Source organism: Mycobacterium sp. E2989, assembly GCF_001667595.1.
Taxonomy (GTDB): Bacteria; Actinomycetota; Actinomycetes; order Mycobacteriales; family Mycobacteriaceae; genus Mycobacterium.
The window spans coordinates 1-21,526 of sequence record NZ_LZJX01000123.1; the positions used below are offsets into that span (position 1 = coordinate 1).

The window sequence follows — 21,526 nt, forward strand, 5'->3', positions numbered from 1 at the left end:
GGCCCGTCAGGCTGTAGCTGCCATCACCGTTGGGGGTGGCCTGTGTGGTTCCGGCCCGCACGTCGGAGCCGCCCTGCTTCTCGGTCATCGACATGCCGGCGGTGATGCCGCGCTTGGTGGGCGCCGGCTTGAGCTCGGGATCGTATTCGCGGCTGGTCAGCAGCGGCTCGTAGATCGCCGCGAGTTCGGGGTTGTAGCGCAGGGCGGCTCCGACGTGCGGGCCGGAACCACACAGGCCACCCCCAACGGTGATGGCAGCTACAGCCTGACGGGCCACAAGTGGTTCACCTCCGCGCCGATGTGCGACATCTTCTTGGTTCTGGCGCAGGCCCCGGGCGGCCTGTCCTGCTTCCTGCTGCCGCGGGTGCTGCCCGACGGCACCCGCAACCGGATGTTTTTGCAGCGGCTCAAGGACAAGCTCGGCAACCATGCCAACGCCTCCAGCGAGGTGGAATATGACGGTGCGACAGCGTGGTTGGTGGGCGAGGAGGGCCGCGGGGTGCCGACCATCATCGAGATGGTCAACCTCACCCGGCTGGACTGCACCCTGGGCAGTGCCACCAGCATGCGCACCGGCCTGACCCGCGCCATTCACCACGCCCAGCACCGAAAGGCGTTCGGCGCCTACCTCATCGACCAGCCGCTGATGCGTAACGTGCTGGCCGACCTGGCCGTCGAGGCCGAGGCCGCAACCATCGTCGCGATGCGGATGGCCGGGGCCACTGACAAGGCGCTGCGCGGTGACGACCGGGAGGCGCTGCTGCGCCGCATCGGCCTGGCCGCCAGCAAGTACTGGGTCTGCAAGCGCGCCACCCCGCACGCCGCCGAGGCGCTGGAATGCCTGGGCGGCAACGGTTACGTCGAGGACTCGGGCATGCCGCGGCTGTTCCGTGAGGCGCCGCTGATGGGCATCTGGGAGGGCTCGGGCAACGTCAGCGCACTGGACACGTTGCGCGCCATGGCAACTCGCCCGGAATGCGTCGAGGTGCTGTTCGCCGAACTGGCCGAGAGTGCGGGCGCGGACCCGCGCCTGGGCGCGCACGTCGAGCGGTTGCGCACCGACCTGGCCGACCTGGACACCATCGCGCAGCGCGCCCGCAAGGTCGCCGAGGACATCAGCCTGGCGCTGCAGGGTTCGCTGCTGGTGCGCCATGGTCACCCCGCCGTCGCCGAGGCCTTCCTGACCACCCGGATCGACCACCAGTGGGGCGGGGCCTACGGGACCATGCCCGCCGGGCTGGACCTGGCTCCCATTCTCGAGCGTGCTCTAGTAAAGGGATGACCTGCCCCGGCGACGATGCAGTGGGGGCTCCTCCAGCCGCGTAGCGGCGAGGGGGACGGAGCGATGAGGAGGAGTGGCGCCATTGACTCACGCGATCAGGCCGGTCGACTTCGACAACCTGAAGACGATGACCTACGAGGTCACCGACCGGGTTGCCCGGATCACGTTCAACCGGCCGGAGAAGGGCAACGCGATCGTCGCGGACACCCCGCTGGAGCTCTCGGCGCTGGTGGAGCGCGCCGACCTGGATCCAGCCGTGCACGTCATCCTGGTGTCCGGGCGCGGTGAGGGCTTCTGCGCGGGCTTCGACCTGAGCGCCTACGCGATCGCACCGGCTCGGCGGGTGGGACGGGCGCCTACGCGGGCACCGTGCTCAGCGGAAAAACCCAGGCGGTCAACCACTTACCCGATCAGCCGTGGGACCCGATGATCGACTACCAGATGATGAGCCGGTTCGTCCGCGGCTTCTCCAGCCTGATGCACGCCGACAAGCCGACGGTGGTCAAGATCCACGGCTACTGCGTGGCCGGCGGCACCGACATCGCGCTGCACGCCGACCAGGTGATCGCCGCCGCCGACGCCAAGATCGGCTACCCGCCGACGCGGGTGTGGGGCGTCCCGGCGGCAGGGCTGTGGGCGCACCGGCTCGGCGACCAGCGCGCCAAGCGCCTGCTGTTCACCGGCGACTGCATCACCGGCGCGCAAGCCGCGGAATGGGGGCTGGCGGTCGAGGCGCCGGACCCGGCCGACCTCGACGAGCGCACCGAGCGGCTGGTGCAACGGATCGCGGCGGTGCCCGTCAACCAGCTGATCATGGTGAAGCTCGCGCTGAATTCGGCTCTGCTGCAACAGGGTGTGGCCACCAGCCGGATGGTCAGCACGGTTTTCGACGGCGTCGCCCGGCACACGCCGGAGGGGCACGCCTTCGTCGCCGACGCGACCGAACACGGCTTTCGCGAGGCGGTCCGGCATCGCGACGAACCCTTCGGCGACCACGGCCGCCGCGCGTCGCAGGTGTAGCCCATGGCCACCATGACGGCCCGGTCGGTGGTGCTCAGTGTGCTGCTGGGGGCTCACCCGGCGCACGCCCGCGCCAGCGAATTGGTCCGCCTGACGGCCGATTTCGGCATCAAGGAGACGACGCTGCGGGTGGCGCTGACCCGCATGGTCGGCGCCGGCGACCTGATCCGCTCGGCCGACGGCTACCGGCTGTCCGATCGCCTGCTGGCCCGGCAGCGGCGCCAGGACGACGCCATCGACCCGCGGGTGCGCCCCTGGAGCGGGGAGTGGGTCACGCTCATCGTCACCAGCGTGGGCGGCGACGCGCGCACCCGCGCGGCGCTGCGGACGGCCATGCACGGCAAGCGCTTCGGCGAACTGCGCGAAGGCGTGTGGATGCGGCCCGACAACCTCGAGCTCGAGCTGGACCCCGAGATCGACGCCCGGGTCCGGGTCCTGCGGGCCCGCGACGACAACGCCGCCGAGCTGGCCGCCCAGCTGTGGGACCTGCCCGGCTGGGCCCGGGCCGGCCACCGGCTGCTCGATGAGATGGCCGCCGCAAGGGACATTCCCGGCCGGTTCGTGGTGGCGGCGGCGACGGTGCGCCACCTGCTCACCGACCCGGTGCTGCCCGACGAACTGCTGCCGGCCGACTGGCCCGGCGCCCGCCTGCGGGCGGCATACCACGACTTCGCCACCGAGCTGCTCGAGCGGCGGGAACCCCTATTTGCGGAGGCAAAATGAATGATCCGGTACGTGTCGAGCGCAATGGCCCCGTGACGACGGTGATCCTGAACCGGCCGTCGGCCCGCAACGCGGTCAATGGTCCCACCGCCGCCGCGTTGTACGCGGCGTTCGACGAATTCGACCGCGACGACACCGCGTCGGTCGCCGTGTTGTGGGGCGAAGGCGGAACCTTTTGCGCCGGCGCGGATTTGAAGGCCTTCGCCACACCCGAGGCGAATGCCGTGCACCGGACGGGTCCGGGCCCGATGGGGCCGACGCGAATGGTGTTGTCCAAACCCGTGATCGCCGCGGTGAGCGGCTACGCCGTCGCCGGCGGGCTGGAGCTGGCGGTCTGGTGCGACCTGCGGGTGGCCGAACAGGACGCCGTGTTCGGCGTGTTCTGCCGCCGGTGGGGCGTGCCGCTGATCGACGGCGGCACGGTGCGGCTGCCGCGGCTGATCGGACACAGCCGGGCGATGGACATGATCCTCACCGGCCGCGGCGTCAAGGCCGACGAAGCGCTCGCGATGGGGTTGGCCAACCGCGTCGTGCCGACCGGCCAGGCGCGGCAGGCGGCCGAGGAACTGGCGGCGCAGCTGGCCGCGCTGCCACAGCAGTGCCTGCGGTCCGACCGCCTTTCGGCGTTAAACCAATGGGGGGCAACGGAATCCGAGGCGATCGACTTCGAGTTCGCCAGCATCTCCCGCGTCGCCGCCGAGGCGAACGAGGGGGCCGGGCGGTTCGCGGCTGGTGCGGGCCGGCACGGCGCGCCCACGGGCTGACCGGCGTCCTACGGCGCCAGCCGCACCCTGCCGGGCGGCGTGGGTGGCGTGTCACCGCTGGGCGGGCCCGCTGGCGCGGGAGCCACCGTCGGTCCCTGCTGGGGTCCCGGTTGCGGCTCCTGCGCCGGTGCCGGTGCTTGTTGCCGCGGAGACGGTGTAGCTACCGGCGGGGGCGGTGCCAGGATCTGGGCCGTCGGGCCGGGCGATGGGGGAAGTTGCGGCGGGTCCGGCTGCGGGGTTTCCCCCGCGGGAAACGGTCCGGCCCATGTGAGTGACGCCAGCCGAACGCTGACCGTGTGCACCGTCGGTTCGCTCGGGCCGGGCACGCGATTGGCCACGCCCTGCAGCGAAGCGATCTTCGGCTGATTGTTCGGGCAATAGGCCTCGACCGACGCGGAGATGAACCGGGCGATGGTGCGGGCGACGCGGTCGGCGGGGTATTGGCCGCCGCCCGGATTGGCTTTGAAAGCACGTTCCCTCAGGTCGTCGACCACGCCGTCGACCGGCATCCCACCGTCGAGTTGGTGACAGATCCGGTGGGCCGTGCCGATGAGGCTGGGAATGTTGTCCAGCGCAGGGATTCCCTTTTGGTCGAGCAGCGATACGAATTGGTCGTCGGTCGGGTCGGCCGCCGCCGAGTCGTGGGGCAGCATCGCGACGCCGGTCAGCACCACGATCGCCGTGACCAGTGCGCCGGCGCGGTTGGTGGTGCGGGTGAGCATGGCTGGATTCCGTTCTGCCGGGATCATCATATGCCGCAACCGAAACGCCCGCTTCGCAACTGAATGCCCGTGCCGGGGAACGACTGTGGTCAGCCGCCCTTGGTGATCTTGTTGCCCGAACCCAGGTTGTCGACCTTGGGCTCACCGTCCTTGTAGGTGACGGTGTTGTTGAAGCCCACCACGCTGATCCGGGTGTCGACCTTGTCCAAGGTGATCTTGTTGCTCGCCCCGCCGATTGTCACCGTCGCGCAGCTGCCGGTGACGGTGAGGGTGTTGTCCGAACCGCCCACGTTCAGCGACTTGCCACTGGCGCAGTCGAGCGTCGCGGTGGTGCCCATCGATCCGTAGTTGAGCGTGTTGCCGATCTCGACCGACGCGGTGGTGCTGGCGCCGCTCGATCCCGTCGTGGGCGCCGCCGCGCTCGTCGTCGTCGCGCTGCTTTTCGTCGTCGTGGTGGAACCCGAGGGCGGGTTGGCCGTCGAACTGCAGCCGGCAATCAACATCGCCGCGACGGCCGGCGCCACGGCGCACGCGGTCAGCCGCCAGGGGCGGTCAAAGACGTGGGCAGACAATGTTCCTCGATTCCCCTCGGTTGGATGCGGTGTCGGGCTCAGCCGGGCACCTGCTGGAGCCGGTTGGTCATGCCCAGTTCGCGCCCGCGATCCCAAAGGACCGGCGCGCCGTTGTGGTAGAAGACCGTCTGGTTGTAGCCGTAGACGGTGATGTCGTGCGATACCGAATCGGCGACGACCGTGTTGGACGAGCCCATCACCGTCACCGCGTAGCAGTTGCCGAGCGCGGTGATGTTGTTGAAGGAGCCGTTGACCAACAGGGTGGCGTCGTTGCAATCCAGCGTCTGCTCGATGCCCTGCCCGGTGATGTGGGTGTCGCCGTTCTTGGCCTGCGCTACGGGGCTTGGGCTCGCGGCGACGGTGATGACACAGGTAGCCAGCGACCCGGCGACGGTAGTCCAGTTCACTGCGGCCCCCTCCGTGACGGGTGGATCTGCTTGATGAGATTACGTCCATCCGGCCATGGCTGAAATAGTTTCGCCCCCGGCGTCAACTAGAGTCATTAGTTAATCACCCGGATCATCGCTAGCGAAGGGCCCGCCATGGCAGCTCAGCCGGAAACGCCGGCGGCCGGGCGCCCGCGCACGGCGAGGACGGGATCGCGCCCGGCCAAGTTGAGCCGCGACGGCATCATCGATGGCGCGCTCACCTTCTTGGACCGTGAGGGCTGGGACGCCCTGACCATCAACGCGCTGGCGACGCAGCTCGGCACCAAGGGGCCGTCGCTGTACAACCACGTGGACAGCCTGGAGGACCTGCGCCGCGCGGTGCGGATCCGCGTCATCGACGACATCATCACGATGCTGAACCGGGTCGGCGAGGGCCGCGCCCGCGACGACGCGGTCCTGGTGATGGCGGGCGCCTACCGCAGCTACGCCCATCACCACCCCGGCCGGTACTCGGCGTTCACCCGGATGCCGCTGGGCGGCGACGACCCCGAATACACGGCGGCGACCCGCGGCGCGGCCGCGCCGGTGATCGCGGTGCTGTCCTCCTACGGCCTCGACGGCGACGAGGCCTTCTACGCCGCGCTGGAGTTCTGGTCGGCGCTCCACGGCTTCGTGTTGCTGGAGATGACCGGCGTGATGGACGACATCGACACCGACGCGCTGTTCTCCGACATGGTGTTGCGGCTGGCGGCGGGCCTGGAGCGGCGCGTCGCCCACGACGGCGCGATAGGTTAACCGCCGCTTTGACCTGCGAGACGGGCGGCGGGTATTGTGGAGGCTCGTGCCTGGCGGCTTACGGCGCCTAACCGTAAGGAAGTGGATGCCGGGCGAATTCGCATGTCCACGATGCATCGGATCTTCTTCCGGTGCGCGGCGCGTGCGACACACCCGGCCGCGGGGTAGTGCGGACGGGCATAACTGCAGTACGAAGACTTGAGAACAGCTAAAAGACGCCCGACACGAACACAGAAAGCCTCCTAGATGCCAACGATTCAGCAGCTGGTCCGCAAGGGTCGCCGCGACAAGATCGCCAAGGTCAAGACCGCGGCCCTCAAGGGCAGCCCGCAGCGCCGTGGCGTGTGCACCCGCGTGTACACCACCACCCCGAAGAAGCCGAACTCGGCACTTCGGAAGGTCGCGCGCGTGAAGCTGACGAGTCAGGTCGAGGTCACCGCCTACATCCCGGGCGAGGGCCACAACTTGCAGGAGCACTCGATGGTGCTGGTGCGTGGTGGCCGAGTGAAGGACCTGCCCGGCGTGCGGTACAAGATCATCCGCGGTTCGCTCGACACCCAGGGTGTCAAGAACCGCAAGCAGGCTCGCAGCCGTTACGGCGCCAAGAAGGAGAAGAGCTGATGCCGCGCAAGGGGCCCGCGCCTAAGCGTCCATTGGTCAACGACCCGGTCTACGGGTCGCAGCTGGTCACCCAGCTGGTGAACAAAGTCCTGCTGGATGGGAAGAAATCGCTGGCCGAGCGCATTGTTTATGGTGCGCTCGAGAATGCCCGGGAGAAGACCGGTACCGACCCCGTGATCACGCTCAAGCGTGCTCTCGACAACGTCAAGCCCGCGCTCGAGGTGCGGAGTCGCCGCGTGGGTGGTGCGACGTATCAGGTTCCGGTCGAGGTGCGACCGGACCGCTCGGTGACCCTGGCCTTGCGCTGGCTGGTCAGCTTCTCCAAGCAGCGTCGCGAGAAGACCATGGTCGAGCGGCTGGCGAACGAGATCCTGGACGCCAGCAACGGCCTGGGTGCCGCCGTCAAGCGGCGTGAGGACACCCACAAGATGGCCGAGGCCAACCGCGCCTTCGCGCACTATCGCTGGTGACAGCCGCCCGCGATGATGCGGGAGGCCAGAAAGACAGCAACCAAGCAATCGAAAGAGTGGGAAGACTTCTGTGGCACAGAAGGACGTGCTGACCGACCTGACCAAGGTCCGCAACATCGGCATCATGGCGCACATCGACGCCGGCAAGACGACGACGACCGAGCGCATCCTCTACTACACCGGTATCAGCTACAAGATCGGTGAGGTGCACGACGGCGCCGCCACCATGGACTGGATGGAGCAGGAGCAGGAGCGGGGGATCACCATCACCTCCGCGGCCACCACCTGCTTCTGGAACGACAACCAGATCAACATCATCGACACCCCCGGCCACGTCGACTTCACCGTCGAGGTGGAGCGCAGCCTGCGCGTGCTCGATGGCGCCGTCGCCGTCTTCGACGGCAAGGAGGGCGTCGAGCCGCAGTCCGAGCAGGTGTGGCGGCAGGCCGACAAGTACGACGTCCCGCGGATCTGCTTCGTCAACAAGATGGACAAGATCGGCGCCGACTTCTACTTCTCGGTGAAGACCATGGAGGACCGGCTGGGTGCCAACGTCATCCCGATCCAGCTGCCCGTCGGCTCCGAGGGTGACTTCGAGGGCGTCGTCGACCTGGTCGAGATGAAGGCCAAGGTCTGGAGCGCCGAGGCGAAGCTCGGCGAGAAGTACGACGTGGTGGACATCCCCGCCGACCTGGCCGAGAAGGCCGACGAGTACCGCACCAAGCTGCTCGAGGCCGTCGCCGAGACGGACGAGGCGCTGCTGGAGAAGTACCTGGGCGGCGAGGAACTCACCGTCGAGGAGATCAAGGGCGCCATCCGCAAGCTGACCATCAGCTCGGAGGCCTACCCGGTGCTGTGCGGCAGCGCGTTCAAGAACAAGGGCGTGCAGCCGATGCTGGACGCGGTCATCGACTACCTGCCCTCGCCGCTGGACGTGCCCCCGGCCGTCGGCCACGCGCCGGGCAAGGAGGACGTCGAGGTCGTCCGCAAGCCGTCGACCGACGAGCCGTTCTCCGCGCTGGCGTTCAAGGTCGCCACCCACCCGTTCTTCGGCAAGCTGACCTACGTCCGGGTGTACTCGGGCAAGGTCGACTCAGGCAGCCAGGTCATCAACTCCACCAAGGGCAAGAAGGAGCGGCTGGGCAAGCTGTTCCAGATGCACTCCAACAAGGAGAACCCGGTGGAGACCGCCTCGGCCGGTCACATCTACGCGGTGATCGGTCTGAAGGACACCACCACCGGTGACACCCTGAGCGACCCGAACGACCAGGTCGTGCTGGAGTCGATGACCTTCCCCGACCCGGTCATCGAGGTGGCCATCGAGCCGAAGACCAAGAGCGACCAGGAGAAGCTGAGCCTCTCGATCCAGAAGCTCGCCGAAGAGGACCCGACGTTCAAGGTGCACCTGGACTCCGAGACCGGCCAGACCGTGATCGGCGGCATGGGCGAACTCCACCTGGACATCCTGGTGGACCGCATGCGCCGCGAGTTCAAGGTCGAGGCCAACGTCGGCAAGCCGCAGGTGGCCTACAAGGAGACCATCAAGCGGGCCGCGAACAACGTCGAGTTCACCCACAAGAAGCAGACGGGTGGCTCGGGCCAGTTCGCGAAGGTGATCATCAACCTCGAGCCGTTCACCGGCGAGGACGGTGCCACCTACGAGTTCGAGAACAAGGTCACCGGTGGCCGCATCCCGCGGGAGTACATCCCGTCGGTGGACGCCGGCGCGCAGGACGCGATGCAGTACGGCGTGCTGGCCGGCTACCCGCTGGTGAACCTGAAGGTCACCCTGCTCGATGGCGCCTTCCACGAGGTGGACTCCTCGGAGATGGCGTTCAAGATCGCCGGTTCGCAGGTCCTGAAAAAGGCTGCCGCGCAAGCACAACCGGTGATTCTCGAACCGATCATGGCCGTCGAGGTCACCACGCCCGAGGATTACATGGGCGATGTGATCGGCGACCTGAACTCCCGCCGTGGCCAGATTCAGGCCATGGAGGAGCGGAGCGGTGCACGCGTCGTCAAGGCGCACGTGCCGCTGTCGGAGATGTTCGGCTACGTCGGCGACCTGAGGTCCAAGACCCAAGGCCGGGCGAACTACTCCATGGTGTTCGACTCGTACGCCGAAGTGCCGGCCAACGTGTCGAAGGAGATCATCGCGAAGGCGACGGGTCAGTAAGAATCCCCTCGGAGTAATCTTGCCGGGTCATTGCAAAGCCTTGGGCGCGGCACAACTGAAAACACCAACACTGCTTTAACAAGCACCAACAGTCCAGGAGGACAACGAAGTGGCGAAGGCGAAGTTCGAGCGGACGAAGCCGCACGTCAACATTGGGACCATCGGTCACGTTGACCACGGCAAGACGACGCTGACCGCGGCTATCACCAAGGTTCTGCACGACAAGTTCCCGGACCTGAACGAGTCCCGCGCGTTCGACCAGATCGACAACGCGCCCGAGGAGCGTCAGCGCGGTATCACCATCAACATCTCCCACGTGGAGTACCAGACCGACAAGCGTCACTACGCGCACGTCGACGCCCCGGGTCACGCCGACTACATCAAGAACATGATCACCGGTGCCGCCCAGATGGACGGCGCGATCCTGGTGGTCGCGGCCACCGACGGCCCGATGCCGCAGACTCGCGAGCACGTGCTGCTGGCGCGTCAGGTCGGCGTGCCCTACATCCTGGTCGCGCTGAACAAGGCGGACATGGTCGACGACGAGGAGCTCTTGGAGCTCGTCGAGATGGAGGTCCGCGAGCTGCTGGCCGCCCAGGAGTTCGACGAGGACGCCCCCGTCGTTCGGGTCTCGGCACTCAAGGCGCTCGAGGGCGACGCCACCTGGGTCAAGTCCGTCGAGGAACTGATGGAGGCCGTCGACGAGTCGATCCCGGACCCGGTCCGCGAGACCGACAAGCCGTTCCTGATGCCGGTCGAGGACGTCTTCACGATCACCGGTCGTGGCACCGTGGTCACCGGTCGTGTCGAGCGCGGCGTGATCAACGTGAACGAGGAAGTCGAGATCGTCGGCATCAAACCGGCCAGCACCAAGACGACGGTCACCGGTGTGGAGATGTTCCGCAAGCTGCTGGACCAGGGCCAGGCCGGCGACAACGTCGGGTTGCTGCTGCGTGGTATCAAGCGCGAGGACGTCGAGCGTGGCCAGGTCGTGGTTAAGCCCGGCACCACCACGCCGCACACCGAGTTCGAGGGCAGCGTCTACATCCTGTCCAAGGACGAGGGCGGTCGGCACACGCCGTTCTTCAACAACTACCGCCCGCAGTTCTACTTCCGCACCACGGACGTGACCGGTGTGGTGACGCTGCCGGAGGGCACCGAAATGGTGATGCCCGGTGACAACACCAACATCTCGGTCAAGCTGATCCAGCCCGTGGCCATGGACGAAGGCCTGCGGTTCGCGATCCGCGAGGGTGGCCGCACCGTCGGCGCCGGCCGGGTCGTCAAGATCATCAAGTAGTCCAGCTAGCCATAGAGCCCGGACTGCCGTTATCGGCAATCCGGGCTTTATGCGTTTTACCGGGTCCGACCGGGACGGCTCCGCTAGGATTCCCCGATAAGGGAGTCGGGGGAGCTGACCGGGAGGTTCCGATGTCCTTCGTATTCGCGACGCCCGAGTATGTGGCCGCCGCCGCGTCCGATCTGGCCAGGATCGGGTGGACGATCACGTCGGCGAACTCGATGGCGGCGGGCGCGACGTCGACCGTCCTCGCCCCGGGCGCGGACGAGGTGTCGGCCAGCATCGCGACGCTGTTCGACGCCCACTCGCAGGTGTACCAGGCGCTGAGCGCGCAGGCCGCGGTGTTTCACAACCAGTTCGTCGAGCTGATGAACGGCGGAGCGGCGCACTACCTGGCCACCGAGGCCGCCAACGCGTCGCCGCTGCAGTCCGCCGCGGCGCCCGCGTCGATGGCTGCGCAGCTGCCGGCGGCGACGGCCGCGGGCGGTTCGGCGCCCGGCGTTCCGGCCGCGCCCCTGATGTCGGCGGTCGCGCCGGCTTCCGCGATCGCGGGCGTGCAGGCCCCGGCCGCCCCCGCGGCCACCGCGGGGCCGGCGGCGCTGGCCCCGGCCACCACGGCCACGCCGGTGCGGATGGTCACGCCCGCCTACACCCCGGCCACCGCGCAGCCGGCGGCGCCGGCGCCGTCCACGGTCAGCCCGCTCGCGACGACACCGGCGCAGGTGGAGACGCCGCAGGCCGCCGCGGCCCCGGCGATGCCGGTATCGACCGGCGGCACGCCGGTGAAGGTGGTGTCCGCCCACTCGGCCCCCACCTCGGCGCCGGCCGGATCGTCGGCGCGTCCGGCGCCGGCCGTGATACCCAAGGTGGACTAGCGCGCCGCCGGTTTGCGTGTATGGCGCGCGCGGCGACCCCGCGAGAGCTAACCTGACACGAAAATTCCCAGCAAGGGTAAGGAGACTCTCGTGTTGGCGCGCTACCTGAAGGCACAGTTGGTGGTTTTGCTGTGCGGTGGCCTGGTCGGGCCGATTTTCTTGGTGGTCTACTTCACCCTCGGGTTCGGCAGCCTGCTGCAGTGGATGTTCTATGCCGGTCTGTTCATCACCGTGGCCGACGTGCTGGTCGCGCTCGCGTTGGCCAACTACGGCGCCAAGTCGTCGGCCAAGAACGCGGTGCTCGAGCAGAGCGGCGTGCTCGCGCTGGCCCAGATCACCGGGGTCACCGAGACGGGGACCTGGATCAACAACCAGCAGGTGGTGCAGGTGCACCTGCACATCTCCGGGCCCGGTTTCCTGCCGTTCGACAGCGAGGACCGGGTGATCGCCAGCGTGACCCGGCTCGGCAACCTGTCCGCCCGCAAGTTGGTGGTCCTGGTCAACCCCACCACCAACGAGTACCGGATCGACTGGGAGCGAAGCGCTTTGGTCAACGGCCTGGTGCCCGCGCAGTTCACCGTCGCCGAAGACAACAAGACCTACGACCTCAGCGGGCAGGCCGGCCCCCTGATGGAGATCCTGCAGATCCTCAAGGCCAACAACGTTCCGCTCAACCGGATGGTGGACATCCGGTCTAATCCGGTGCTGCGCCAGCAGATCCAGGCCGTGGTGCGCCGCGCGGCCGAACAGCAGGCGCCGGCCCCGCAACCGGCCACCGCCGGCGGACCGGCGCCGGTGGTCACGCCCCCGCAGCCGTCGGTCGCCCAGCGGCTGCAGGAGCTCGAGACGCTGCGCGCCAGCGGCGCGCTGACCGACCAGGAGTACGCCAGCCGGCGGGCCCAGATCATCTCCGAAATCTGACCGCCGGGCGAGTTAGAACAAGTTTCAGTTTCGCTGCTAGCCTGACTGCGTGGCTGGATCACTGCAGGGACGCGTCGCGTTCATCACCGGCGCCGCCCGCGCCCAGGGCCGTTCGCACGCCGTGCGGCTGGCCGCCGAGGGCGCCGACATCATCGCGCTCGACATCTGCGCGCCGGCGTCGAAGAGCCTGACCTACACGCCGGCCACGCCGGAGGATCTCGCCGAGACGGTCCGGCTGGTGGAGGCGCAGGGCCGCAAGGTGCTGGCCCGCGAAGCGGACGTCCGCGACGACGCCGCGCTGCGCCAACTCGTGGCCGACGGCGTCGAACAATTCGGCCGGCTCGACATCGTGGTGGCCAACGCCGGCGTCTTGAGCTGGGGCCGGGTGTGGGAGCTCACCGACGAGCAGTGGGACACCGTGATCGGGGTGAACCTCACCGGCACCTGGCGCACGCTGCGCGCCACCGTGCCCGCGATGATCGAAGCCGGCAACGGCGGCTCGATCGTGGTGGTGAGCTCGTCGGCGGGCCTGAAGGCCACCCCCGGCAACGGACACTATTCGGCCAGCAAGCACGGGCTCACCGCGCTCACCAACACCCTGGCCATCGAGCTCGGCGAATACAACATCCGGGTCAACTCCATCCACCCCTACTCCGTCGACACCCCGATGATCGAGCCGGAGGCGATGATGGAGATATTCGCCCGCCACCCCGGCTTCGTGCACAGCTTTCCCCCAATGCCGTTGCAGCCCAACGGCTTCATGTCTCCCGACGAGGTGGCCGATGTCGTGGCGTGGCTGGCCGGCGACGGGTCGGGCACGGTGACCGGCACCCAGATCCCGGTGGACAAGGGCGCGTTGAAGTACTGATCGGTCATCGTGGTATGAACTGCACGTGACCGCTAGCAAAGGAATCGTGATCGTCGGCGGGGGGCTGGCCGCCGCCCGGACCGCCGAGCAGCTGCGCCGATCGGGGTTCGAAGGCCGCGTCACGATCGTCAGCGACGAGGTGCACGTGCCCTACGATCGCCCGCCGCTGTCGAAAGAGGTGCTGCGCAAAGAGGTCGACGACGTGGCCCTCAAACCGCGGGAGTGGTACGACGAGAACGACATCACCCTGCGCCTGGGCGCGGCGGCCACCGGCCTGGACACCGCGGCGCGGACGGTGACGCTGGCCGACGGCTCGGTGATCGGCTACGACGAACTCGTCATCGCCACCGGCTTGGTGCCGCGGCGCATCCCGGCGCTGCCGGACCTCGACGGCATCCGGGTGTTGCGCTCGTTCGACGAATCGATGGCGCTGCGTGAGCACGCGTCCGCCGCCCAGCGCGCCGTCATCGTCGGCGCCGGATTCATCGGCTGCGAGGTGGCGGCCAGCCTGCGCAGCCTCGGGGTGAACGTCGTGTTGGTCGAGCCGCAGCCGACGCCCCTGGCGTCGGTGCTCGGCGAGCGAATCGGCGAGCTGGTGGCGCGCCTGCACCGCGAGGAGGGGGTGGACGTCCGCCTCGGTGTCGGGGTGGCCGAGGTGCGCGGCGACGGGCGGGTGGACACGGTCGTGCTGAGCGACGGCACCGAGCTGGCGGCCGACCTGGTGGTCATCGGCATCGGGTCGCACCCGGCGACCGGCTGGCTCGAGGGCAGCGGCGTCGAGATCGACAACGGCGTGCTCTGCGACGAGGCCGGACGGACCAGCGCGCCCAACGTATGGGCGCTCGGCGACGTCGCATCGTGGCGCGATGCGACGGGACACCAAGCGCGCGTGGAACATTGGAGCAACGTCGCCGACCAGACCCGCGTCGTGGTGCCCGCGATGCTGGGGCAGGAGCCACCGGCGGCCGTGGTCGTGCCGTACTTCTGGAGCGACCAGTACGACGTCAAGATCCAGTGCCTCGGCGAGCCCGAGGCCACCGACATCGTCCACCTCGTCGAAGACGACGGCCGCAAGTTCCTGGCCTACTACGAGCGGGACGGGGTGCTGGTCGGTGTGGTCGGCGGCGGGATGCCCGGCAAGGTCATGAAGGCCCGCGGCAAGATCGCGGCCGGCGCGCCCATCTCCGACGTACTGGGCTGACCCGCACGAGAGTCATTGCGCAGCAGCGTGTTTCGTCTCGCCGTTCACCACCAGTGCACCGGCGGGCCGTGCGGATGGCATTCCCCCAGGATCTCCAGCTCGCCGCCCGGCCAGCGCCGCGCCCGCACCAGGAACCGGATCGGGGCGTCCGGCCCCTCGCGTGCCGGCTCCAGCGTCAGGTGCACGAACGGCGATCGCTCGTCGGCCCGCTCGCCCAGCGCGCCGACGCGGGCGCGGACCGCGTCGCGCTCCTCGCCGGACAGGTACTGCCAGGTGATCGAATGCCACAGCACCGTCAGCGCGCCCGCGGCCGGCGTCAGGCCGGCGACCGCGTCGGCGGCCGTCTGGCGCTGCAGCCGGGCCGGCACCCGCCGCGCCACCTCGATCGCGCCGCGCAGCCGCTCGAGCCGGGCGGTCTGGTCGGGCCAGACGTAGCTCAGCACGGTGAGCTCCCCGTCGGCTCCGGTCACGTCGATGGGCGCGATGTCGAAGCCGCTGCGCTCGACGATCTCCACCCCGCCGCCCGGCGGCAGCGCGCCGCGCCACGCGTCGTGGATCGTCACCGGCGAATCGTCCGGTCCCCACTGGCCGTCGGCGAATCGATAGCGGTAGTGGTCGGCGCGCAGGTTCAGCCCCGCGCTCGACCCGATCTCGAAAAGCCTTACCGGCAAACCCGGTTCACCGTTGATGCGCAACAGGGCGCCGATCAGCGCGGCGGACCGGCCGACCTCGTTGGTCTGCGGTGGTTGCCGCAGCGCCGCCCGCAGCGCCTCGCAGTGTTCGGCCGCCGCGCCCTCGATCTCGGGCCACGCCGCTACGGCGTCCCAGCTGCCGCCGGTGCTGGGATACCACCTTCGTAATTGCCGGGCGCGGCCGTCGAGCACCAACCGGTGCAGCCCGCCGAGCAGCCGCAGCGGCACGGCGAGGCGCGAGGGGGCGTCCTCGTGCCCGGACAGGATCGCGGCGAAGACGCCGCCGGCCTCGACGTCGGCGGCCACCAGCTCGAAAAGTTCGCCGTACATCGGCGAGCCCGAGCCGGCGCAGAACCGGCCCTGCGCCCGCAGGGTGTGCAGCAGGTGATCCGCGGTCACCGATCCAGCCCGTCCAGCCCGGCGCCGACCACGTCGAAGGCGTTGCCCAGCGCGATGGGCAACGGGACCGACTCGTCGCCGAGCCAGTGCTCGTAGGCCGACAGCGCCACCCCGAGCATGGTCCAGGCGGCGGTCTGGGGCACCAGGTCGGTGGTCTTGCGGTCCAGCCGGCGGGCCACGAAACCGGCGATCACCTCGCGCCAGCCGGCGTACATGGTCATCGAATACGCCTGCAGTTCGGCGGTTTGCAGGATGACCCGCATCCGCTGCCGGTGCCGCGCGGTCTCCGACTCGTCAAAGGTGTTGAACGCCAACAGCGCATCGCGCAGCGCCTGGCCCAGCGGCACCCGCGGGTCGACGGCGTCCAGCAGGTCGCGCAGGTGCGCGAGGTGGGTGTCGAAGTCGCCCCACGGGATCGCGTTCTTGGAGGCGTAGTAGCGGAACAGCGTGCGCCGCGAGATGCCGGCGGCCTGGGCGACGTCGTCGACGCTCACGTCGGCGAAACCGCGCGCGCCGAACAGCTCGATCGCGACGTCGGTGATGTGGTGCGGCGTGGTCGAGCGGCGACGGCCCACCCGCGGCTGCGGCACCATGAGACCCGCCCTTCCATTTCGGCACTCGATGCCATATTCTGACGAAGCTTGTGACTCGAACCCCATCGTTGTCAAGAACCGACGAAAGGCAATGACCCATGGACCACGAAACCGAGACCGAGACCCAGCTCGTCGCCGAGACCCTGGTTGAAGAGGTGTCCATCGACGGCATGTGCGGGGTCTACTGAACCGCGTGTTCGACCCCGGCCGCGGCTGGCGGTTGCACCCGCAGGTGGCGGTTCGACCCGAACCATTCGGGGCGTTGCTCTACCACTTCGGCACTCGCAAGCTGTCCTTTCTGAAGAACCGCACCATCCTCACCGTGGTGCGGTCGCTTGCCGACCATCCCGACGTCCACTCGGCCTGCCGCGCGGCGGGTGTGGACGACTCGGACGAGGCCCCCTACTTGCACGCGCTGGGCGTGTTGGCCGATTCGAAGATGCTGGTACCCCAGGAGGTCCCATGACAGCCACCGTCCCGCGGCTCATCGAGCAGTTCGAGAGCGGGCTCGACGCGCCCATCTGCCTGACGTGGGAGCTCACGTACGCGTGCAACCTGGCGTGCGTGCACTGCCTTTCGTCGTCGGGCAAACGGGATCCGCGGGAGCTGTCCACCCGGCAATGCATGGACATCATCGACGAGCTGGAACGCATGCAGGTGTTCTACGTCAACATCGGCGGCGGCGAGCCCACCGTGCGCCCCGACTTCTGGGAGCTGGTCGACTACGCGACCGCGCACCACGTCGGGGTGAAGTTCTCCACCAACGGGGTCCGCATCACCGAAGAGGTCGCCGCCCGGTTGGCCGCCAGCGACTACGTCGACGTCCAGATCTCGCTGGACGGCGCCACCGCGGAGGTCAACGATGCGGTGCGCGGCCCCGGATCGTTCGCCATGGCGGTGCGCGCGCTGGAGAACCTTGCCAATGCGGGCTTTGCGGACGCGAAGATCTCCGTCGTGGTCACCCGCCACAACGTCGACCAGCTCGACGAATTCGCCGCGCTGGCAAGCCGTTACGGCGCCACCCTGCGGATCACCCGGCTGCGTCCGTCGGGGCGCGGCGCGGACGTCTGGGACGACCTGCACCCCACCGCCGCCCAGCAGGTCCAGCTCTACGACTGGCTGGTGGCCAAGGGGGAACGGGTGCTCACCGGCGACTCCTTCTTCCACCTGGCGCCGCTCGGCTCCTCCGGCGCGCTGGCCGGTTTGAACATGTGCGGCGCGGGCCGGGTGGTCTGCCTGATCGACCCCGTGGGGGACGTGTACGCGTGCCCATTCGCCATTCACGACCGCTTCCTGGCCGGAAATGTGTTGGCCGACGGGGGATTCGACAACGTCTGGAAGAATGCGCCGCTGTTCCGCGAGCTGCGCGAACCGCAGTCCGCGGGGGCGTGCGGCAGCTGCGGCCACTACGACGCCTGCCGGGGCGGCTGCATGGCGGCGAAGTTCTTCACCGGCCTGCCGATGGACGGGCCGGATCCCGAGTGCGTGCAGGGGCACAGCGCCCCGGCGCTGGCCCGCCGGCGGGAGACGCCGCGGCCCCGGGCCGACCACTCCCGCGGGCAACGGGTTCGTCAGCCGGTGCCCCTGACACTGTCCGTGCGGCCACCCGACGCGCCCCCGGCGCGCCTGTGCAACGAAAGCCCCGTATAGCTCATGGCCGGCCAATGGTTTGAAACCGTCGCCATCGCCCAGCAGCGCGCGAAGCGGCGGCTGCCGAAATCCGTCTACTCGGCGCTGCTCGCCGGCAGCGAAAAGGGCGTCACCGTCTCCGACAACGTCGCGGCGTTCGGTGAACTCGGATTCGCCCCCCACGTCGTCGGCGCGCAGGAGAAGCGCGACCTCTCGACTACCGTTCTGGGACAAGATATTTCGATGCCGGTGCTGATTTCGCCGACCGGCGTCCAGGCGGTCGATCCAGACGGCGAGGTCGCCGTCGCGCGGGCCGCGGCGGCACGGGGAACGGCGATGGGCCTGTCCTCTTTCGCCAGCAAACCGATCGAGGAGGTCGTCGCCGCCAACCCCAAGATCTTCTTCCAGGTGTACTGGCTCGGCGGGCGCGACGCGATCGCCGAGCGGGTGGAACGGGCGCGCCAGGCCGGCGCGGTGGGTCTGATCGTCACCACCGACTGGTCGTTCTCGCACGGGCGCGACTGGGGCAGCCCCCAGATTCCCGAAGCGATGAACCTGCGGACGGTCCTGCGGCAGTCTCCGGAAGCGGTCTTCAAGCCCCGCTGGCTGTGGAAGTACGGCAAGACGCTGCGCCCGCCGGATTTGCGGGTGCCCAACCAGGGGCGCCGCGGCGAGCCCGGCCCACCCTTTTTCGCCGCCTACGGCGAGTGGATGGGTACGCCGCCCCCGACGTGGGAAGACATCGCCTGGCTGCGTGAACTGTGGGGCGGGCCGTTCATGCTCAAGGGCGTGATGCGCGTGGACGACGCGAAAAGGGCTGTGGACGCCGGGGTTTCGGCGATCTCGGTGTCCAACCACGGGGGCAACAACCTGGACGGCACGCCGGCCTCGATTCGCGCCCTGCCCGCGGTGGCCGCCGCGGTCGGCGATCAGGTCGAGGTGCTGCTCGACGGCGGCATCCGCCGGGGTAGCGATGTGGTCAAGGCCGTGGCGCTGGGGGCACGCGCGGTGATGATCGGGCGCGCGTACCTGTGGGGCCTGGCCGCCGCCGGGCAGGCGGGCGTGGAGAACGTGCTCGACATCCTGCGCGGGGGCATCGACTCGGCGCTGATGGGCCTGGGCCACGCGAGCGTGCAAGAGCTCGGTCCGGACGACATCCTGGTGCCCCCCGGCTTCACCCGGGCGCTGGGTGTGCCGTCCGCCTGAGCAGCCGATAGTCGTCCGGGAGACGGGGTCGTCGGCGATGATTGACGGCCCCGCAAACGGTGGTACTGGCGAGGTGCCCGTGACGAACGAGCACAAAGATCGAACGCCCGATGAACCAGCCAGAAAAAAATCGTTTTCACCAGACAACAATTGGTGCACGCCAGGTGAATTCGTCCTACCATCACCGAGTGCCCGTACTCGGCGAATTAGCGGTGGCTACGTCAAGCCAGCTAGCGGGCACCTCGCCGTCGCTGCTCATCCCGCTCGGGTCGACCGAGCAGCACGGTCCGCACCTGCCGCTGGACACCGACACGCGGATCGCAACCGCGGTCGCCCGCGGGGCCCGGGCCGGCCTCGACCGCGAGTGGCTGGTGGCACCCGCCATCGCCTACGGGGCCAGCGGCGAACACCAAAGCTTTGCCGGAACGATCTCCATCGGCACGGAGGCCCTGACGACGTTGCTGGTGGAATACGGCCGGTCGGCCGCGGGCTGGGCCCGGCGCCTCGTCTTCGTCAACGGCCACGGCGGCAACACCGCCGCGCTGGCCGCCGCGGTGACCCGGCTGCGGGCCGAGGGACGCGACGCCGCCTGGTGCCCATGCCTGTCGGGCGGCGGTGATGCCCACGCCGGGCACACCGAAACCTCGCTGTTGCTGCACATCTCGCCGGAGGACGTGCTGACCGACCGGTGGCTCGCCGGCAACCCGGCGCCGCTGCCCGAATTGCTCCCGTCGCTGCGCCGCGGGGGAGTCGCGGCCGTCAGCCCCGTGGGCGTCCTGGGAGACCCGACCACCGCGACCGCCGCCGAGGGTGAGCGCATCCTCGCCGAGATGGTCGAGGGCTGTGTCCGTCGGGTCGACCGGTGGTCACCCGGGCGCGACGGGATGCTGACATGAGCCATCCCCGGCTGCCCGACGGGTTCGCCGTCCAGGTCGATCGCCGCGTGCGGGTGCTCGGCGACGGCTCGGCGCTGCTCGGGGGGTCGCCGACCCGGCTGCTCAAGCTGGCGCCGGCCGCCCAGGACATGCTGTGCGACGGCCGGCTGAAGGTTCGCGACGACGTCAGCGCGCAGCTGGCCCGCACCTTGCTGGACGCCACGGTGGCGCATCCGCGGCCCGCGGGCGGACCCTCGCACCGCGACGTTACCGTTGTAATCCCCGTGCGGGACAACCTTTCTGGCGTGCGGCGCCTGGTCAGCTCGCTGCGCGGCCTGCGGGTCATCGTGGTCGACGACGGATCCTTCCCGCCGATCGAACCGGAGGACTTCGTCGGCGCGCACTGCGACGTCGAGGTGCTGCGGCACTCGCGCAGCAGGGGACCGGCCGCCGCCCGCAACACGGGACTGGCCGCGTGCGGCACCGACTATGTCGCCTTCCTCGACTCCGATGTCGCGCCGCGACGCGGGTGGCTGGAGGCGCTGCTGGGCCACTTCTGCGACCCGACGGTCGCGCTGGCCGCGCCGCGCATCGTGGGTTTGTCGCACAGTGAGAACGTCGTCGCGCGCTACGAGGCGGTGCACTCGTCGCTCGACCTCGGCGAGCGCGAAGCGCCCGTGCTACCCCACAGCACGGTCTCCTACGTGCCCAGCGCGGCGATCATCTGCCGCTGCTCGGCGCTGCGCGCGGTCGGCGGCTTCGACGAGACCCTGCAATCGGGCGAGGACGTCGACCTGTGTTGGCGGCTCATCGAAGCCGGCGCCCGGCTGCGTTACGAGCCCGTCGCGCTGGTCGCCCACGACCACCGCACCGAACTGCGGGATTGGCTCGCGCGCAAGGCTTTCTATGGCGGCTCGGCGGCCCCGCTGTCGGTCCGCCACCCGGACAAGACCGCGCCGGTGGTGATCTCCGGCTGGGCGCTGATGACGTGGATCCTGGTGGCGTTCGGGACCAGCCTGTCCCAGCTGGCGTCCGTCGCCATCGCGCTGCTGACCGGTCGCCGAATCGCCAGGGCGATGCGCGGCGCCGAGACCTCGATCACCGACGTGGTGGTGATCGCCACCCGCGGCCTGTGGTCGGCGGCGCTGCAGCTGGCGTCGGCGCTGTGCCGGCATTACTGGCCGCTGGCGCTGGTCGCCGCCACGCTGTCGCGACATTTCCGCCGTGTCGTGCTGGTCGCGGCCGTCATGGACGGCGTGGTCGACTGGCTGCGCCGTCGGGACGCCATGGGTGACGATGCCGAGCCGATCGGGCTGCTGACCTACCTGTTGCTCAAGCGCGTCGACGACCTGGCGTACGGCCTCGGGTTGTGGTGGGGTGTGCTGCGGGAGCGCAACCTGCGCGCGCTCAAGCCGCAGATTCGCAGCTAGCCG

The 21,526-nt window shown here is 69.2% G+C and carries 22 protein-coding genes and 3 pseudogenes; 19 read left to right on the plus strand and 6 right to left on the minus strand.

Annotated features, from left to right (window positions below):
• Positions 1-205, minus strand: a pseudogene (locus tag A5680_RS25480) (DNA alkylation response protein); the annotation flags it as partial.
• Between A5680_RS25480 and A5680_RS22270 the strand changes: the two are divergent.
• The 4 genes and pseudogenes from A5680_RS22270 to A5680_RS22285 form a co-directional block, all read left to right on the plus strand.
• Positions 200-1,282: pseudogene (locus A5680_RS22270) on the plus strand (acyl-CoA dehydrogenase family protein); the annotation flags it as partial. The pseudogenes A5680_RS25480 and A5680_RS22270 sit on opposite strands and share 6 nt — an antisense overlap.
• 82 nt (positions 1,283-1,364) lie before the next feature.
• A pseudogene (locus A5680_RS22275) lies at positions 1,365-2,302 on the plus strand (crotonase/enoyl-CoA hydratase family protein).
• A 3-nt stretch (positions 2,303-2,305) separates the two neighbouring features.
• A complete protein-coding gene (locus A5680_RS22280; RefSeq protein ID WP_055405341.1) occupies positions 2,306-3,025 on the plus strand; it encodes a PaaX family transcriptional regulator C-terminal domain-containing protein in 720 nt (239 codons plus the stop codon).
• Entirely contained in the window at positions 3,022-3,789 is a 768-nt protein-coding gene (locus A5680_RS22285) for a crotonase/enoyl-CoA hydratase family protein (protein ID WP_055405340.1), read from the plus strand. The genes A5680_RS22280 and A5680_RS22285 overlap by 4 nt, the downstream gene beginning before the upstream one ends.
• A gap of 8 nt (positions 3,790-3,797) precedes the next feature.
• Here A5680_RS22285 and A5680_RS22290 read toward each other — a convergent pair whose 3' ends face one another.
• From A5680_RS22290 to A5680_RS22300, 3 genes are all read right to left on the minus strand, one after another.
• On the minus strand, positions 3,798-4,511 hold the full coding sequence (locus A5680_RS22290) for a DUF732 domain-containing protein (protein WP_055405339.1): 714 nt from the start codon (positions 4,509-4,511) through the stop codon (positions 3,798-3,800).
• 89 nt (positions 4,512-4,600) lie between these two features.
• Positions 4,601-5,014 (minus strand): DUF3060 domain-containing protein, encoded by a 414-nt coding sequence (locus tag A5680_RS22295; protein WP_082459992.1) that lies wholly within the window; start codon positions 5,012-5,014, stop codon positions 4,601-4,603.
• Positions 5,015-5,121: 107 nt separating this feature from the next.
• Complete coding sequence (locus tag A5680_RS22300; protein WP_055405337.1) at positions 5,122-5,490, minus strand: DUF3060 domain-containing protein; 369 nt, start codon at positions 5,488-5,490, stop codon at positions 5,122-5,124.
• Between the two features lie 135 nt (positions 5,491-5,625).
• Here A5680_RS22300 and A5680_RS22305 point away from each other — a divergent pair, with 135 nt between their 5' ends.
• The 9 genes from A5680_RS22305 to A5680_RS22345 all read left to right on the plus strand — a co-directional run bounded on the left by A5680_RS22305 (position 5,626) and on the right by A5680_RS22345 (position 14,699).
• Positions 5,626-6,267, plus strand: a complete 642-nt coding sequence (locus tag A5680_RS22305; RefSeq protein WP_055405336.1) for a TetR/AcrR family transcriptional regulator — start codon at positions 5,626-5,628, stop codon at positions 6,265-6,267.
• 246 nt (positions 6,268-6,513) lie between these two features.
• Positions 6,514-6,888 carry a 30S ribosomal protein S12 gene (gene rpsL / locus A5680_RS22310; RefSeq protein ID WP_007167812.1) on the plus strand — a complete coding sequence of 125 codons (375 nt, stop codon included), beginning with the start codon at positions 6,514-6,516 and terminating at the stop codon, positions 6,886-6,888.
• Complete coding sequence (gene rpsG / locus A5680_RS22315) at positions 6,888-7,358, plus strand: 30S ribosomal protein S7 (RefSeq protein ID WP_055405335.1); 471 nt, start codon at positions 6,888-6,890, stop codon at positions 7,356-7,358. The genes rpsL and rpsG overlap by 1 nt, the downstream gene beginning before the upstream one ends.
• Positions 7,359-7,428: 70 nt before the next feature.
• Complete coding sequence (gene fusA, locus A5680_RS22320) at positions 7,429-9,534, plus strand: elongation factor G (protein ID WP_082970461.1); 2,106 nt, start codon at positions 7,429-7,431, stop codon at positions 9,532-9,534.
• Positions 9,535-9,643: 109 nt separating this feature from the next.
• Complete coding sequence (gene tuf / locus A5680_RS22325) at positions 9,644-10,834, plus strand: elongation factor Tu (RefSeq protein ID WP_055401916.1); 1,191 nt, start codon at positions 9,644-9,646, stop codon at positions 10,832-10,834.
• Between the two features lie 131 nt (positions 10,835-10,965).
• Positions 10,966-11,709 (plus strand): PE family protein, encoded by a 744-nt coding sequence (locus tag A5680_RS25485; protein WP_082970462.1) that lies wholly within the window; start codon positions 10,966-10,968, stop codon positions 11,707-11,709.
• A 90-nt stretch (positions 11,710-11,799) separates the two neighbouring features.
• Positions 11,800-12,630, plus strand: a complete 831-nt coding sequence (locus tag A5680_RS22335; protein ID WP_067823318.1) for an SHOCT domain-containing protein — start codon at positions 11,800-11,802, stop codon at positions 12,628-12,630.
• A gap of 49 nt (positions 12,631-12,679) precedes the next feature.
• A complete protein-coding gene (locus tag A5680_RS22340) occupies positions 12,680-13,498 on the plus strand; it encodes a mycofactocin-coupled SDR family oxidoreductase (RefSeq protein ID WP_055401912.1) in 819 nt (272 codons plus the stop codon).
• A gap of 19 nt (positions 13,499-13,517) precedes the next feature.
• Complete coding sequence (locus tag A5680_RS22345) at positions 13,518-14,699, plus strand: NAD(P)/FAD-dependent oxidoreductase (RefSeq protein ID WP_067823321.1); 1,182 nt, start codon at positions 13,518-13,520, stop codon at positions 14,697-14,699.
• Between the two features lie 44 nt (positions 14,700-14,743).
• On the opposite strand, the gene A5680_RS22350 is transcribed toward A5680_RS22345, so the two are convergent.
• Together A5680_RS22350 and mftR are read right to left on the minus strand one after the other, a co-directional pair.
• Positions 14,744-15,790 (minus strand): DUF2332 domain-containing protein, encoded by a 1,047-nt coding sequence (locus A5680_RS22350; protein ID WP_067823323.1) that lies wholly within the window; start codon positions 15,788-15,790, stop codon positions 14,744-14,746.
• A complete protein-coding gene (mftR, locus tag A5680_RS22355) occupies positions 15,787-16,383 on the minus strand; it encodes a mycofactocin system transcriptional regulator (protein ID WP_055401905.1) in 597 nt (198 codons plus the stop codon). Before mftR ends, A5680_RS22350 begins: the two co-directional genes overlap by 4 nt.
• A 98-nt stretch (positions 16,384-16,481) precedes the next feature.
• On the opposite strand from mftR, the gene mftA reads away from it, so the two are divergent.
• From mftA to mftF, 6 genes are all read left to right on the plus strand, one after another.
• Positions 16,482-16,571, plus strand: a complete 90-nt coding sequence (gene mftA / locus A5680_RS22360) for a mycofactocin precursor MftA (RefSeq protein WP_040621348.1) — start codon at positions 16,482-16,484, stop codon at positions 16,569-16,571.
• Positions 16,556-16,849, plus strand: coding sequence for a mycofactocin biosynthesis chaperone MftB (gene mftB, locus A5680_RS22365; RefSeq protein WP_055401901.1), 294 nt, complete (start codon positions 16,556-16,558; stop codon positions 16,847-16,849). Before mftA ends, mftB begins: the two co-directional genes overlap by 16 nt.
• The gene (gene mftC / locus A5680_RS22370; RefSeq protein WP_067823325.1) at positions 16,846-18,033 is read left to right on the plus strand and encodes a mycofactocin radical SAM maturase; all 1,188 of its coding nucleotides are present in this window, start codon (positions 16,846-16,848) and stop codon (positions 18,031-18,033) included. Before mftB ends, mftC begins: the two co-directional genes overlap by 4 nt.
• Before the next feature lie 3 nt (positions 18,034-18,036).
• Positions 18,037-19,218 (plus strand): pre-mycofactocin synthase MftD, encoded by a 1,182-nt coding sequence (mftD, locus tag A5680_RS22375; RefSeq protein ID WP_067823328.1) that lies wholly within the window; start codon positions 18,037-18,039, stop codon positions 19,216-19,218.
• Positions 19,219-19,382: 164 nt separating this feature from the next.
• Complete coding sequence (gene mftE, locus A5680_RS22380; RefSeq protein WP_067823332.1) at positions 19,383-20,114, plus strand: mycofactocin biosynthesis peptidyl-dipeptidase MftE; 732 nt, start codon at positions 19,383-19,385, stop codon at positions 20,112-20,114.
• On the plus strand, positions 20,111-21,523 hold the full coding sequence (mftF, locus tag A5680_RS22385) for a mycofactocin biosynthesis glycosyltransferase MftF (protein WP_055401892.1): 1,413 nt from the start codon (positions 20,111-20,113) through the stop codon (positions 21,521-21,523). The genes mftE and mftF overlap by 4 nt, the downstream gene beginning before the upstream one ends.
• Positions 21,524-21,526 lie beyond the last annotated feature (3 nt).